The sequence below is a fragment of the Daejeonella sp. AP26 genome (assembly GCF_056680515.1).
The window spans coordinates 4,516,496-4,531,218 of sequence record NZ_CM155286.1 but is presented as its reverse complement, the minus strand read 5'-3'; the positions used below and the strand labels follow the sequence as shown (position 1 = coordinate 4,531,218).

Sequence of the window (14,723 nt, the reverse complement as noted above, 5' to 3'; positions counted from 1 at the left end):
CTTTTTAATAATCTAATCTTTATAAATAAACACTTCAATTTTGCCGTCCTGAGTAACGGTACCTCTATACATGCCGGCGGTATTGAACGGCATGGCCACATTTCCGTCTTTATCCAAAGCAATAAGCCCCCCGTCACCACCCAGTGCCGGTACTTTCTTCATGATCACTTCGCTGGTTGCTGCTTCCACACTTAGTTTTTTATACTCCATCAAAGCGGCGACATCATAAGCCACTACATTCCGGATGAAAAACTCGCCCCAGCCCGTACATGATATCCCTACAAGCTTATTAGCATAAGTCCCGATTCCAATCAGCGGCGCATCGCCAACGCGTCCGTATTTTTTATTTGTCATTCCGCCAGTGGAAGTTGCGGCGGCCAAATTGCCCTTACTATCCAGGGCTACCGCACCTACAGTACCGAATTTACTGTCGTTATTCTCAATTCCTAACCGGATCGATTTTTTATCATGATGATCCAGCTGTGTTTTTAAGGAGTCGTCCTTTTTAATCCTTTGCAGTGCATCCCAACGATCTTTAGTCCAGAAATATTTAGGATCAACGATCTTTAAGCCAACTTCAGCAGCAAACTTCTCAGCTCCTGCCCCGACCATCATTACGTGCTCTGACTTCTCCATTACTGCACGGGCCGCTGTTATTGGGTTTCTGATAGTCGTAACACCAGCCACCGATCCTGCCATCAGATTACTGCCATCCATTATAGCTGCATCCAATTCATTCTTACCTTCATTGGTGAAAACAGCGCCTTTCCCCGCGTTAAATAAGGGAGAATCTTCCATTATAGTAACCGCAGCCTCCACAGCATTTAAACTGCTCTCACCCGCTTTGATCTTTTTATACCCCGCTTCCAGAGCCAGTGTAAGCGCCGCTTTGTATGCTTTTTCTTTTTCAGGGCTCATCTGCGACTTCAGAATTGTGCCGGCACCACCGTGAATAACCATTACATATTTTTCGCCTGCAGGCTTCTGCTGCGCCACCAGTGTATCTATTGGAATAATAGCCAAGCAAAAAACAGCTGCTTTGATAAACATTGAATTCATGATGCGGAGATAAATTACTTAAATTTAATTCCTATAAATCTATAAAACATGAGTGCAAGTCCAAGAAATTATTTGACCATGCTGGATGCAGTAAATGCGCTTCGTGAAAGAGGTTACACTTACGATTTTGAAGTTGAAAATGCGTGTCTTTACTGCGAGAGAATCAGTGAAAAATTTGAGTCAGACGATCTTAAAATAACGGAGTATTATCGTTTCGAAGGAATAAGTGACCCTGATGACAACACTATTGTTTATGCCATTGAAAGCAACCAAGGCCATAAAGGAATATTGATAGACGCTTATGGCGCTTATGCTGATGAACACAAAGCGGCGTTTATCAAAGATATTGCTGTTGAGGACTAGAAAAGGTTAGAAATAAGCTTTTCAGTGGTAACCCCCTCTGCTTCGGCCTTGTAATTCCGGACAATGCGGTGTCTCAATATGGATTCTGCGACAGCCTGCACATCTTCCCTGTCCGGAGAATATTTACCGGTAATGGCTGCATGGCACTTAGCGCCTAAAACCAGAAACTGTGATGCCCTTGGTCCGGCTCCCCAACTTAAAAACTTGTTTACTTCGTCAGTAGCAGTAGCCGTGCCCGGACGTGTTTTAGCAGCAAGCGAAACGGCATATTCGAGTACATTATCTGTAATCGGTATATTCCGGACAAGTTGCTGAAAATACTGGATCTGGTCAATATTAAGAATCTTCTTCAACTCAACCTGGCGGTTGGCGGTTGTATTTTTAACCACTAGTAACTCTTCCTGAAAACTTGGATAGGTCAGAGATACATTGAACATGAAACGGTCTAATTGCGCTTCCGGCAAGGGGTAGGTCCCCTCCTGTTCAATAGGGTTTTGGGTTGCCAGTACAAAGAAGGGCTTAGGCAATGGATGGCTAACTCCGCCGACTGTCACCACCTTTTCCTGCATTGCTTCCAACAGTGCCGCCTGTGTCTTTGGAGGGGTCCGGTTAATTTCATCAGCCAAAATTATATTGGAAAATACCGGGCCACGAATAAATTTGAACGTCCTGTCTTCTCCCAGGATTTCAGAGCCAATGATATCCGATGGCATAAGATCGGGAGTAAACTGAATGCGATTATACGTGAGATGCAGCACCTGCGCCACAGTTTGCACAAGCAGGGTCTTTGCAAGACCTGGTACTCCTACTAAAAGGCAATGGCCATTACTAAAAATTGAAATTAGAACAGACTTAACAACCTCATCCTGACCCACGATTACTTGTCCTATTTCTTTCCGGATTTCCCGGTAAGCTGCACTTAAAGCATCTACGGCTTCTACCTCAGTTTTGTACATGTTATCAGAATGAAATTAGTTAGATAAGTTGTTATTGAGCTGGTTTAGAAATCCAGTCTTTTAACAAGCTGCAGGTTTGAAACTCTTCATCAATCTTTATAAAGGTCGTTTTACGGCGGTTTTCAAACCACTCGCTAATGCTACGATTCATTTTATCCTGGAAAGCCACTTCCTTTATTTTGGGATAATCCTGTTCCAGATTAGCCCGGTGCGGATCAGTTTTAGACTTAAGAAACAAAAATCTGTAGCCCTGCTTTCCCGCAGCAGACGTAAAGATTGCCGGTTCAGAATAGCTTCCGACTTTCATAGTATCTACAGTTAGAAATACTTGTGCATCTAACTTATCTGTTGGAATATAAGTGCTTCTGCTTTGAACATTTTCGGCATTAAGCATCATTCCACCATTGTACTTAGTCTCAGTGTTACCCGAATAAAGTGAAGCCGCTGTTGCAAAGTCAATCTTTTTGTTTACCACTCGCTGATAGATACTATCAATATGCGCTTTGGCCCTTGTCAGGCTGGCTGGTGTGGACTCTGTCTTTATTAAGATGTGACGTGCATTTACCTGTTCACCCCGACGTTCAACAACCTGTAAGATGTGAAAACCATACTCCGTCTCAAATACAGGTGAAAGCTCGCCTGGCTTAAGTTTAAACGCCATCGCAGCAAACTCCTTCACAAAAGTTGAGCGATCCTGAAAACCCAAATCACCACCTTCACCAGCTGAACCTGGATCCTGCGAATACAAACGAGCTAATGTCGCAAAATCCTCTCCTCCCTTAATTCGCAAACGCAGAACCTCTGCCTTATCCTTAAACGTTTCCTTCTCTTCTTTAGTTAACGTTGGGAAGACCACGATTTCTCCGATCTCAACTTCAGTATTAAAAGAGGGAAGACTATCTTTTGGAATCGCTTCATAGTAACGGCGAACTTCCAAAGGGGTGATACCTACATTTTCGGTTATTTTAGCTTCCATCTTTTGGGCCACCAGGCTCTCTTTAATATCCGGACGGATCTCATCCTTGTATTGCAGGGTTGAACGGCCTAAAAACTCTTCTAAACGCTCCTGTCCACCTGCTCGGGAAGTCATCGCACGTAAGCGTCTGTCAATTTCACTATCAATCTGATCTTCAGTTACCGCAACCGAGTCGATCACCGCTTGCTGAGCCAGAAGTTTTTGTGCAAGGATCTGCTGTAAGATAACACACTTTATATCGGCGTCTTCTTTATTTCCCTGGGCCAGATATTGAGCATACTGCATTTCTATATCCGATTGCAATACGATACTACCACCGACAACTGCAGCAACTTTATCTAATGATTTCTTTTGAGCCTGAACGTGTGTTAATGTTATAAAAAGCAACGCAACAAATATCCCTAAGGTCTTTTTCATTTCTATTATATTCTCTATATTAATCTTACCGGGTTTAACCGTTCTTGTTCTTTTTTGCGATGGCTCACTCGTAAAATGCAATCATCTTAATTTGCGCAAAATTATCAGATATATTTATTAATCACGCATTTTAAAAGGCCGACCTCAAATTAAAGCGCGTTTTCCGCTCTTATTACTTGCTGATCTTTTTCAATTCGGCGTCATTGATGATCACCGGATATCTGCTTTTCAGTTCGCGTAACCAATTATTCTCCAGAAATTGCTGGTAATCAGCCAACAAAGAGCCTTCGATTTCGGCAAAAGGTTTTACTGATGGCCCGATAATTTTATTGATTCGGACCAGAACAAAAGCATTTCCAATGTTGATTTCTGAGTCTGACTTCTGTTGCCATTCGGCGCGATCAACAAACATATGGCTCCCCCGCTCAAAAAGTCCCCGTGTGATGGTAAGGTTTATTGGATTCGATAAATTCATTGTATCGAGAACTTCCGCATCCGTCTTGTTCTGACTAAGAAGAACTTTCACTCTCTTAAGATCTTCAGACGAACTCGCCATATAAATTTGCGCATCCGCCCGCTCCTTCCAACTGTAAGATGCAATCTTGCTTTTATAAAAGCTCTGAATCTTTGAGCTATCCGCCGCAGTCACATTCCATATCTTTCTCTCAGACAAGTTAAACAGAAGTATTCCATTTCGGTATTCATTTAACAAAAATTTAAATTCCGGATATTTTTCCTCCAGGTGTTGATTCTCAAAACTTGTCAATTTAAACTGAACGAACTTTTGATAGAGTTCAGCAATATTTTGACTCTCGTGCCTTTCCAAAGCAATAAATTTCAGAAAATCAGAAAGAACAACTTTCTCACCGCTGAAAGTGAAGAGCAGGTCGTTTCCGTTTTTTTCAGCCGCGGATAGCTTTGATCTCAATGCTTCTGAATTATCCTTTATAGATGCATCCTCACTAAATTGATTTTGCATTTTAAGTCTGCCAATAAATATATCCTGCCCCAGTACAGAACGAGCATCTGCAGTAACCCGGTTTCTAAGCTGCTCTTTAACTTGATCAAATGCCGGCACCGGTATCTTACGGACTAAACGAAGAATATGCCAGCCGCTTTCTGTTTTTATGGGGGAAGAAATGTCTCCCGGGTTTTCCAAAAAAAAAGCGGCTGTTTCAATAGCTTTATTCGATTGACCAGGCATAATTTCTCTCGGCGTACCTGCATTTGCCGCCCAAGCACGGTTATTTGAAAACTGATTCGCCAAAGTGCTAAAGTCGGCTCCCTGCATTAATCGCTTATATATTTCATAAGCTTTTGTCCTGGCGGACAACGTATCAGTCGAATTCTCTTCGCTAGCGGTAGATATCACGATCTCTTCAACATTCACCTTACCGGGGTTCACTTTCACTTCGTGAACCTTAATTAGATGGTAGCCAAAACGCGTCCTCACTATTCCGGATACTTGTTTTGCGGGAGTTTTATATGCGGCTGTTTCAAAAGGATAAATCATCTGAAACACAGAAAAGTTCGCGAGGTGTCCTTTTGTCGAAGTTGCCCCGGGTTCTTCTGAGTAGGCGGCTGCAAGTTCATCGAAGGGGACTTCTGCCACCGCTTTGCTTCGGATGGCGGTGATCTTTTGAAATGCTACCATAGTATCTTTTGCTGCAGCATCTGCGGCACAAAGCACGAGAATATGACTGGCATCTATAATTTTTAGAGATCGGTCATAGGCTTCCTCCACCAGTTGATCGCTCACTTCACGTTCTAACAAAAAACGTTCAGCAAGACGGTTTCTGTACCCGTCAAGTTCGTCTATGAAAGTTTGCTCCTTGTGCATCCCTAATGCTTCGGCATCAAGTACCTTCAACCTGAAATTTATGTAAAGGTCCAGATAGTCACGAATTGCCTTTTCCGACTTTACAACATCATTACCCTTATTATAAACCCATAAAAATTCAGGAACACCCACCTCCGCGGGCCCGATATTAACAAGTGTTTGCGCCTGGAGAGAAAATCCGCAAAAAACCGCTAATAATGGAAAGAGACGTTTTCTCATCAAATACACAAATACCAAATAGTTTATTTGGTCCTAAGTTAGTCTTTTGAGCACGATACGAAGTCCCTTTAACTATTTTTAACAGAATTATGCCGGCTAATAAAGCTGATCTAATACCGCTCAGCTGGACTGTGACGGTTGCAGCATCTCTCACCGCCTTTAATAAAAAAGATGACTGCATAGTTATGATGAAAGCTAAAACCAAATTAGCAAACAAATATTGCAGACCGCGCATTACCTTTGCCGGACAGTTATTATTTACCTAGCGATAATTCATGTCAGACCTTTTGAGCCAGAATCAGGCAGCCTTAAAAATGCTTTTTACAGAAGATATCTACTTGATAGCCGAAGGACAAACGGGTCTCCCGGTTCAGCCGGTTAACACTGTTCCAATCATCAAGTCTGAGGATACCATTCAGCCTCCGGTCAACACTTCGCAAAGAACCGACTTTGAATACCTCGGTGATAACAATAAATACTTCCTGATCTTGATCGAGGATAAAATCCACACCCGGATGAACCCTGCACATCAGGAAATGCTTCTTAAAATTATGGGCGCTAAAAAAATGGAGCTTCGCGACCTGGCTATTCTAAATATTAATCGTTACCCCGAAATCAAGTTTAATGCTTTAAAAAACTTTTTCAGTTGTAACCGGGTGGTTTTGTTCGGCATTCCTTCGGCGCAGATCGGTTTACCTGCTTCCAGCCTAAACAAGGCAAATTCGGCGGGTAGTGTTAAGATCTTGCCAACCTATAGCCTGGAAGAAATGCGCAATAATGACGATAAGAAAAGAGAATTTTGGACCGTAATGAAGACCTTTTAATGCAGCTCGTATTCGCCACCAATAACCAGCACAAATTAGATGAGGTGCAAGCCCTTACTGGAAATCATATTCAGCTGAAAAGCTTAAACGATATCGCTTGTTTTGACGATATCCCTGAAACCGGAGATACTTTCGAAGACAATGCAAGCCAGAAAAGCCATTATATTTTTGATCGCTATAAGCTCAATTGTTTTGGTGACGATTCCGGTCTTGAGATAGATGCCCTGAACGGCGAACCCGGCGTTTATTCGGCCCGTTATGGTGGTACGCGCGACGCGGAAGCTAATCTCCAGTTGGTGTTAGAGAAGCTTGCGCACGCCGAAAACAGAAAGGCACGTTTCCGCACCGTGATCTCTTTAATTATTGATGGTCAGGAACATTTCTTTGAAGGCGTAGCCGAGGGGGAAATCACCCTTGAAAAGGCTGGCGTCAAAGGTTTTGGATACGATCCCATTTTTAAACCTGCAGGATTTCAGATCACCTTTGCAGAAATGAGTAGCGAGCAGAAAAATACAATCAGTCATCGTGCAAAAGCCATGCAACAACTAATAGCGTTTCTGCAAACCGTGGTTTAATTTATTCTCCTCGCTACAGGTACTGATTTTACAGCCGGCTTTTTAACAGGAGCTTTTGGCTTCGCTGGTGTCTTTCGGGCCAGCGTTGGAATAATCTCTTCTTTAGAGCGTGGCCTGTCTTTCGGTTTCCAAATAAAACCCTTTAAGATATCTTCGTCTGTCGGGATGTTTTCAATAGGATAGTAATTTCCCTCAGGTTTTAAGATTGAAATAATATCCTTCAATTTGCCATCCTTAAATACAACTTTAATCCTGCTGCTCAACATCCGGTTCATTCCAGTGTAGGTTGAATCTTCCTTTACGTAATAAATACTCTCCGCGTTCCCGTCAACAAACATCCGGTCCAGTTTACCTTTTGCAAAAATTCCAGTTATCACTTTTCCTTTTACCTGGTTAAAATGAGTTGAGTCACCCTCTGCAGTATTTACAATAAAGCTATTACGTTGCAAAAGCATGTTATCCAGCTTCTTATTTTTTAGTTGCAGGTACACTGTATCGCCCGAAAGTTGCGAACCCTGCGTCCAGATCATTGGATTCACATAACAACGGACTGTGGAGTCACCGTAACTGAAAAACATTGAATCAGACTTTGCCTGCAAATCCGATTTAAAGATCTTAGCCCGATGGTAGGCCATTACAATTCGTGTCTTAGCAGTATCTGTTGATACTGTTCCCTTTATGGGATTTGGTTCTTTTGGGGCCGCTTTGCCCTGAGTTTGCTTTTTATCTGACTTTTTAGAAGACTTAACCGGAGCCGTTGGCTTCTGATTGGCTGCGGCTTTTTTGAATGTTGGTTTAACTGCTATAGAATCTGTAACGGCAGAAGCTTTCGAATCTTTCTTTGTTGCAATACTATCCAACTTAGCGGCAGCACTGTCAATCAACACTTTATTGCTATCGGTTTTAAGTGCTATACTATCCCGGCTGAGTATAGCACTATCTGCCTTTACGGCAAGGCTATCAGCTACGGGCTTTTTGTCTTTGGCAGCCTTCTTTGCCTTTCTGCTAAGCTTTTGAGCAGGTGCTCTTTTATCGGGCTCCGCCGGCACCTTTTTTCGGCTGTCATCTTTACCCGCTATTACTTCATCTTCCAGTTCGGTGTCCGACTTCAGTGCATCCTTTTTGTAAGGCTTGATTCGACTGTTTAGAACCATCTTACTGAAAAGCGTATCCGCAGTCATATATATCGAATCGACCTTAGCGGAATCCGATTCGGTGGTAATGATCACATAAGCGTTTTTAGTCGCCAGAATACTTTCATCATTTTTCCGGTAGTGGCCGACTTCTCCTCTAAAAGTGATATTCTCGGCAGCATCCACAAAAGTGATATTTCCAAGGGCGCGACCGAAACCAGCCTTTCGGTCATAAAACAAGCTGTCTCCCTTCAGCGACTTATTACCCTGAGTGTAAAGATTTTTCTTCCCAAAGCGGGCCTGATCGTTTACCGTGTTGTACTGGCCATTCTCTGTATAAAGCGTGTCGTCTTTACCATAAATATTTGTTGGCCCATAAAAGAAAGCAATCTTACTGGTACTGTTATACCGCAGCGTGTCGGATTTTATAACCGCATCCGGACTGGTAAGCACCACATTGTTTCGAAAATAGGCATCCCTGGAATTTGAAAAATAGTACCCTCTGGTACTGGTGAGCACATTTTGCCCATTTACTATCTTGCCACCTCCAAGATAAGTTCCAATTTTAGTACCCATGTTATAGGTCATCAAATTAGTTGTGAGTGTTGCGTCGCCATCTATCAGGCGCACATTACGGGTTAATACCGCATGCTTGGTATTCCCATTATAATTTAAAAGATCAGAGTATACGGTGGCGCCGTTAGGCTGAGTGATCACCACGTTTCCAAAAGCATCAAAGGTGTTACGTTTCTGATCAAAGTTAGCGCTATCTGCCGCCAGGGTTGAACCATCATGGGAAAACACCGGACGAATGATACGGATCAAGCCAGCCTTGGTAAAGCCTTTTGACACTTCTGAAGAGATCAGTTTAACTTGCTGAGGAGACTGCGCAAACGCAGAACAGCCAAGAATAATGATCAAAATAGAAACTAAATATTTTCTCACCCTGCAAAATTAGCTTTTTGACTATGGAATATGGATTTAAAATTTCTTATTAAGCTTTGCAATAATGCAGGGTTTGTTATTAAAGTTTATTATTCCTTGTAATATTGTAAAGCTTAGAGCTAAACCTTCCCGATGTTAAATCTTACGGCCTTTTATTCTTTTATCAAACAGCATGCCCTGTTCGAACCCCACGAGAAGGTATTGCTCGCCGTTAGTGGTGGTCGCGACTCGGTACTAATGGCACATTACTTTAAACAGGCTGGCCTTGAATTTGGTATTGCACACTGCAACTTTAAATTGCGGGAACAGGAGGCTGATGAAGAACAGATCTTTACCTCTAACCTGGCAGATGAGCTGGAGGTACCTTTCTTTGTTACTTTTTTTGATACAGCAAAATATACTGCAAAAAAAGGAATTTCAATTCAGATGGCCGCACGTGACCTGCGTTATCGTTGGCTTGAGGAAATAAGGACAGACTTTAATTACAGCTACATTGCCCTGGCACACCATCAGAATGACGCTGCCGAAACCATCTTACTTAACTTGACCCGCGGAACTGGTATCGCTGGATTACATGGTATAAAGCCAAGGCGTGATAAGCTTATCCGTCCACTTTTATTTCTTACCCGTAAGGAAATCGATCAAATTGTCAGAACCGAGAACATGGTTTATCGTGACGACAGCTCTAACAGTTCCAGTAAATATGCCCGTAATAAGATCAGGCTCGAAGTAATACCCATTTTGAAAGAACTTAATCCGCAACTTGAAGAGACTTTTAAAGCAAATGCCCGTCGCTTCTCCGAACTTGAGCTCGTTTTGCGGCAAAGGATCGATGATTTAAAGGCAATGCTATTCGTCGAAAAACCAAATTCTGAGATTGAGGTATTAATCAGTGATATTAAAAATCTTAACCCCATAAATACGCTACTATTCGGACTTTTCAGCCCTTTTGGTTTTACAGAGGCAATATTACACGACCTGGTTAACAACCTGGAGGGTCAGCCCGGCAAAATCTTTTTTTCGCCATCGCACCAGATAACTCTGGATCGGGGGCGTTTGATTGTCAGTCCGAAACAGCGTGCGCCAGCGCCTGATCTCTCGATTGATGGACAGGAAAACGAATTCATCTGGAATGGCGAAAGCTATAGATCTTATCATCTCCCTGCTTCAGGTTACAAACTCAAAAGGTCCAATGAAGTTGTGCAGCTAGATCATAAAAAGCTCATCTTTCCGCTTAAATTTCGCACCTGGCATAAAGGTGATTACTTTTACCCCCTGGGCATGAAGGGACGAAAAAAGTTAAGTGATTACTTTATTGAACAAAAGATTCCGCGGCAGCGTAAAGAAGGAATCGGAGTACTTGAAAACGGCAACGGTGACATCTTATGGATCTCGGGATATCGCGCTGACGAGCGCTATAAAATCGGACCCGAAACTGAAAAAATATTTATCTTAGAGCGGCAAAATAATCAGGGACAAATACAGCTGATCAATTAATTAGCAAATAGATATTCGCAGCACTTTTATACCCGCCTAACAACGAAAACAATGCAGACCAAACCATTATTTGTGGAAAAACAGTACTTAGGACGCGATTACGGGCGTATAAGTATCCGAATGGTAATGGCTTTATTCTGTTTCGCGGCATATTACATAACCGAAAGGCGTGAGCAAAACGCTGATCTTTTCCTGGTGGTTGGATGTGCTATCCTGATCGTTTCCATTATCATGATGTTTTTACTGCATTACCGTACTACTGTTACAAGTTCTTCGATAATTATTGATGGATTATGGACAACCTCTAAGGTAACTATCGATCTGAATAGTATTACCAATATTGAAAGAACAGCCTATAGTTCATTTATTATTAATAATCCTGTTTATAACCTCCATAGAAAAGGGACTATCAGGTTTTACGCCGGTGGCAGCAATGCGATCAAGCTAACTGACCGCGATGGCTTAAATTATATTATAGGTACTCATTGCCCGGAGGAATTTGAAAGAAGTATCCGTTTAGCAATGAAATCCTCTCCCACCTCTTTTCCAGGCAGCAGAGCAGTGTAATATTCTTTCTTTTCAGTATAAGGTTTTTTTCGTGCCTGATGGGTTATAGTGAATCATTATTTCAGGATAAATATTTGTTTAGAAAGTATTTTCTTCAGCTCTGGACAGTTCTTGTTCAGCTAAAACATCCTCGAGAAGCTTTAGGAATACTGAGAATACTTAGCTCAGAACGCGCCACTATACACATTCGCCTGGTCATAAAACAAATAAGGCTGTTCTAACATATTTGAACAGCCTTATTACTTTATTATTGCAAGATTTATTTCTTTAGACCTATCTCGCGTAAACGTTCATCTAAATATGCGCCGGCGGTGATATCTTCATAGGCCTTTGGATTGCTGTCATCTACACATGATTCAAGGCAGGTAAGATCCATATTTGATTTTGGATGCAGGAAAAATGGCACTGAGAAACGTGAAGAACGCATCATCGCACGTGGAGGGTTTACTACCCTGTGTGTGGTCGACTTCAGGCGGTTGTTTGTAAGACGCTGCAACATATCCCCTACGTTCACCACAATATCTTCAACATTTGCTTTAACCGGGAACCAACGATTGTCGCGTGTTAATACTTCCAGACCATCGGCACTGGCACCAATTAATAGCGTGATCAGGTTAATATCTTCATGAGCTCCAGCGCGGACAGCATCCGATGGCAGCGCATCCGGATCTTCAATCGGGAAGTAATGGATAGCTCTCAGGATGGAGTTTCCGTTATGTACCTTATCATCAAAATAGTTTTCAGGTAATTCGAGGTACACGGCAATGGCCCGCAGTAAGTGCTTGCCAGCCTCCTCCAATCGTTTGTAAACTTCGCGCGTTACTTCGTTAAATCTCGGTAATTCTTCAACGATCACGTTATCGGGATAGTCGTTTTTTATAGGATCGCCATCTGTAACTACCTGACCACTTTGCCAGAATTCTTTTAAATCCGGAGTTTTAGAATCTTTCGCTTTCTCTTTTCCTTTGCTGGTATATCCACGCTGCCCAGCGAGTTCCGGCTTTTCATACTTTAACTTTTCTTCATCAGGAAGCATAAAGAATCTTTTCACTTCTGCATATAACTCTTCCATGAGCTCAGAGGTCATCCCATGATTAGCAATAGTTACAAAGCCGGTCTCATTATAAGCTTTACCTATATCTTCAGAGAACTTCTTCTTCTGTTCTGGGCTTCCCTTCACATAATCATGTAAATCAAGTCTTGGTATATTAACTTCTGCTGCCATGTGCTTCTGGTTTTTGCGTTGATAAAGAACTAATATACGAGCATTTGTGGATAACGAATTAAACCAGTGGGAGCCCGAGGAAAAACATTTTAATATTCAGCAGGTTAAGTTATCCACATAAATGAAATGAAACAACATAACAGGCGAGGTGTTTAGCTGTTTTAAATAACGTTATGAAACTGGCACCTGACCTTTTGAAATTGCTTAGCAGAAGATATGAGCCGCAGAGCATGATCAACAAAAAGTTTAAAGGATTCGATCTTGTATTTAAAACCGATGAAGAGGGAAATCCGATTCTACTCTTTTTAGGTAAGCTTGATGAAAAAGGCCAGGTAAATGGCTCCCGCTACGCGCGGACCTTAAAAAAAGACAGTGAGGGAAAGATATTGAAAGATCATTGGGAATTGAAGGGCAAAGCTTCGTGATTTTTAGAGCCTTTCATCAATCACCAAATCACACCAGCCCAGGGATTAATTTGAGTAAAACCAGTATACCCATTTTGAGCATCTAAGACTGTAGCTATGAAGGAAATTTTTGAATGGAACCGCTTTTTGTTTAACGATCTGCCGTATGTATTCCTTATTGAAGTGGTCGCTCGCACGCTGATTATGTACGTGATCGTGCTGACTGCATTACGATCATCCGGTAAACGCGGGGTTAAACAACTCTCTATTTACGAACTGGTACTAATCATCGGTTTAGGATCTGCCGCAGGTGACCCTATGTTTTATGAAGATGTAGGCCTACTACCGGCTATCACCGTATTTGCCATGATTATTTTATTATATCGGACTACCACCTGGCTATCTGGCAAGAGCAAAAAGTTTGGTCAACTACTGGAGGGCGATCCAGTATGCCTTATAATGAATGGCAGGTTTTCTATCGAAAACTTTAAAAAAGAAGATCTGGCTCAAACAGAGTTCTTTTCTGAACTCAGACAACAGAGTGTAGAACACCTCGGACAAGTTCGGGTGGGATTGATAGAACCCACGGGTGAAATAAGCTTATTCTTTTATCCCGACAAGGATGTACGGTTTGGATTACCCTTAATACCTTCCGTCTTTGAAAACAAGGTCAAAAACATACGTAAAAAGGCTTTATATGCCTGTACTTTTTGCGGACAGACTCAGGAAATCTCAGAGGGGTTTTTTAAATGCCCGGAGTGTACGCGCGATGAGTGGGTTGAAGCGATAAAGGCTTTACGAATAAGCTAATCAGGTGAGATCCGACTCAATGGTGACACTGCTTATTACACGCTCTAATTCGTCAATATCAAAGGGTTTGGCCAAAAATGTGTCAGCGCCAGCCTGCTCCGCCAGGCTTTTTATATCGTTGTTAGCAGAGAAGTAAATAACAGGTATTTTTTTGAATTCCTCAACCTCCTTTATTGCCTGGGTTGCCGCAATTCCTCCTGTCTCCGGAATCCAGTTATCCATCAAAATAACCTGGGGTTTAAAATCAGTTATAACATCTAAAAGATCATTGCAATGCGTACGAGTATAAACTTCCCAACCCTGCTCTTCTAAAATATAGGTGCAGATCGAAAGAATATCAGCATCATCATCACAAATCAAAATGCGTTTCGCCATTTTATTATCTTGAAAGTATTTATCTAATATAAAAAACTATTGATAGGAGTTTACTCTCTTTAAAAAATTTATTAAAGTAAATTCAGGTACAATGATAGAAATTAAAGATTAAATTCAATGACACCTACACACAAAAGCCAACTATAATTTACGAAAATATTCTGAACAATTTCTGACTGGCATATATCTCCGAAAAGCTTTGTTTGAAAAAAACGAGCATATTAATAGTCTTTTAGATGCGAAGACCTTTTTAGTTTACATATCGGATAATAAGGGAAAGAATTGGGCGGGTCGAAATGTCAAGCGATAGTTTTGCAGGGTAAGCATATATATTTTTGCAGACGGGCCGATTCTGCCTCCTCTGCCGCAGCTGCCATACCTCCGCAATAAACCATTCAATTCTTCTTCCAGCATCTTCGGATTCACGATCGAGTTTAGCTTTTGGCACTTCATGGAATTTAAACAAATGGACGAGTGTTTAGGGCATGTTCTGATGAGTACGCATTTAATAAGGTGATGTGTCATGTGAAGAGCGAAG

The 14,723-nt window shown here is 41.9% G+C and carries 14 protein-coding genes; 7 read left to right on the top strand and 7 right to left on the bottom strand.

What is annotated here, in order from left to right:
• Positions 1–12: 12 nt before the first annotated feature.
• Positions 13–1,059, bottom strand: coding sequence for an isoaspartyl peptidase/L-asparaginase family protein (locus AC1MCB_RS19295; protein WP_479966357.1), 1,047 nt, complete (start codon positions 1,057–1,059; stop codon positions 13–15).
• 48 nt (positions 1,060–1,107) lie between these two features.
• On the opposite strand from AC1MCB_RS19295, the gene AC1MCB_RS19290 reads away from it, so the two are divergent.
• Positions 1,108–1,422, top strand: coding sequence for a phosphoribosylpyrophosphate synthetase (locus AC1MCB_RS19290; protein ID WP_479966356.1), 315 nt, complete (start codon positions 1,108–1,110; stop codon positions 1,420–1,422).
• Here the strand turns inward: AC1MCB_RS19290 and AC1MCB_RS19285 are convergent.
• The 3 genes from AC1MCB_RS19285 to AC1MCB_RS19275 all read right to left on the bottom strand — a co-directional run bounded on the left by AC1MCB_RS19285 (position 1,419) and on the right by AC1MCB_RS19275 (position 5,830).
• Positions 1,419–2,378: an AAA family ATPase gene (locus AC1MCB_RS19285; RefSeq protein ID WP_479966355.1), complete on the bottom strand. Its 960-nt coding sequence runs from the start codon at positions 2,376–2,378 to the stop codon at positions 1,419–1,421. The genes AC1MCB_RS19290 and AC1MCB_RS19285 overlap by 4 nt on opposite strands.
• 31 nt (positions 2,379–2,409) lie before the next feature.
• Positions 2,410–3,771: a peptidylprolyl isomerase gene (locus AC1MCB_RS19280; RefSeq protein WP_479966354.1), complete on the bottom strand. Its 1,362-nt coding sequence runs from the start codon at positions 3,769–3,771 to the stop codon at positions 2,410–2,412.
• Positions 3,772–3,943: 172 nt separating this feature from the next.
• Entirely contained in the window at positions 3,944–5,830 is a 1,887-nt protein-coding gene (locus AC1MCB_RS19275; RefSeq protein ID WP_479966353.1) for a peptidylprolyl isomerase, read from the bottom strand.
• Between the two features lie 275 nt (positions 5,831–6,105).
• Between AC1MCB_RS19275 and AC1MCB_RS19270 the strand changes: the two genes are divergently transcribed.
• The gene (locus AC1MCB_RS19270) at positions 6,106–6,654 is read left to right on the top strand and encodes a hypothetical protein (RefSeq protein ID WP_479966352.1); all 549 of its coding nucleotides are present in this window, start codon (positions 6,106–6,108) and stop codon (positions 6,652–6,654) included.
• Positions 6,654–7,229, top strand: coding sequence for a non-canonical purine NTP diphosphatase (locus AC1MCB_RS19265; RefSeq protein WP_479966351.1), 576 nt, complete (start codon positions 6,654–6,656; stop codon positions 7,227–7,229). The genes AC1MCB_RS19270 and AC1MCB_RS19265 overlap by 1 nt, the downstream gene beginning before the upstream one ends.
• Here the strand turns inward: AC1MCB_RS19265 and AC1MCB_RS19260 are convergent.
• Positions 7,226–9,307, bottom strand: a complete 2,082-nt coding sequence (locus tag AC1MCB_RS19260; protein ID WP_479966350.1) for an OstA-like protein — start codon at positions 9,305–9,307, stop codon at positions 7,226–7,228. The genes AC1MCB_RS19265 and AC1MCB_RS19260 overlap by 4 nt on opposite strands.
• A 132-nt stretch (positions 9,308–9,439) precedes the next feature.
• On the opposite strand from AC1MCB_RS19260, the gene tilS reads away from it, so the two are divergent.
• Positions 9,440–10,804 (top strand): tRNA lysidine(34) synthetase TilS, encoded by a 1,365-nt coding sequence (tilS, locus tag AC1MCB_RS19255; protein ID WP_479966349.1) that lies wholly within the window; start codon positions 9,440–9,442, stop codon positions 10,802–10,804.
• 51 nt (positions 10,805–10,855) lie between these two features.
• On the top strand, positions 10,856–11,371 hold the full coding sequence (locus tag AC1MCB_RS19250; protein ID WP_479966348.1) for a hypothetical protein: 516 nt from the start codon (positions 10,856–10,858) through the stop codon (positions 11,369–11,371).
• A gap of 259 nt (positions 11,372–11,630) precedes the next feature.
• Here the strand turns inward: AC1MCB_RS19250 and AC1MCB_RS19245 are convergent, their stop codons facing one another.
• On the bottom strand, positions 11,631–12,596 hold the full coding sequence (locus AC1MCB_RS19245) for an isopenicillin N synthase family dioxygenase (protein WP_479966347.1): 966 nt from the start codon (positions 12,594–12,596) through the stop codon (positions 11,631–11,633).
• A 173-nt stretch (positions 12,597–12,769) separates the two neighbouring features.
• Between AC1MCB_RS19245 and AC1MCB_RS19240 the strand changes: the two genes are divergently transcribed.
• Both AC1MCB_RS19240 and AC1MCB_RS19235 read left to right on the top strand, forming a co-directional pair.
• Positions 12,770–13,021, top strand: coding sequence for a hypothetical protein (locus AC1MCB_RS19240; RefSeq protein ID WP_479966346.1), 252 nt, complete (start codon positions 12,770–12,772; stop codon positions 13,019–13,021).
• A gap of 96 nt (positions 13,022–13,117) precedes the next feature.
• A complete protein-coding gene (locus AC1MCB_RS19235; protein ID WP_479966345.1) occupies positions 13,118–13,810 on the top strand; it encodes a DUF421 domain-containing protein in 693 nt (230 codons plus the stop codon).
• On the opposite strand, the gene AC1MCB_RS19230 is transcribed toward AC1MCB_RS19235, so the two are convergent.
• Positions 13,811–14,185, bottom strand: a complete 375-nt coding sequence (locus AC1MCB_RS19230; protein ID WP_479966344.1) for a response regulator — start codon at positions 14,183–14,185, stop codon at positions 13,811–13,813.
• Positions 14,186–14,723 lie beyond the last annotated feature (538 nt).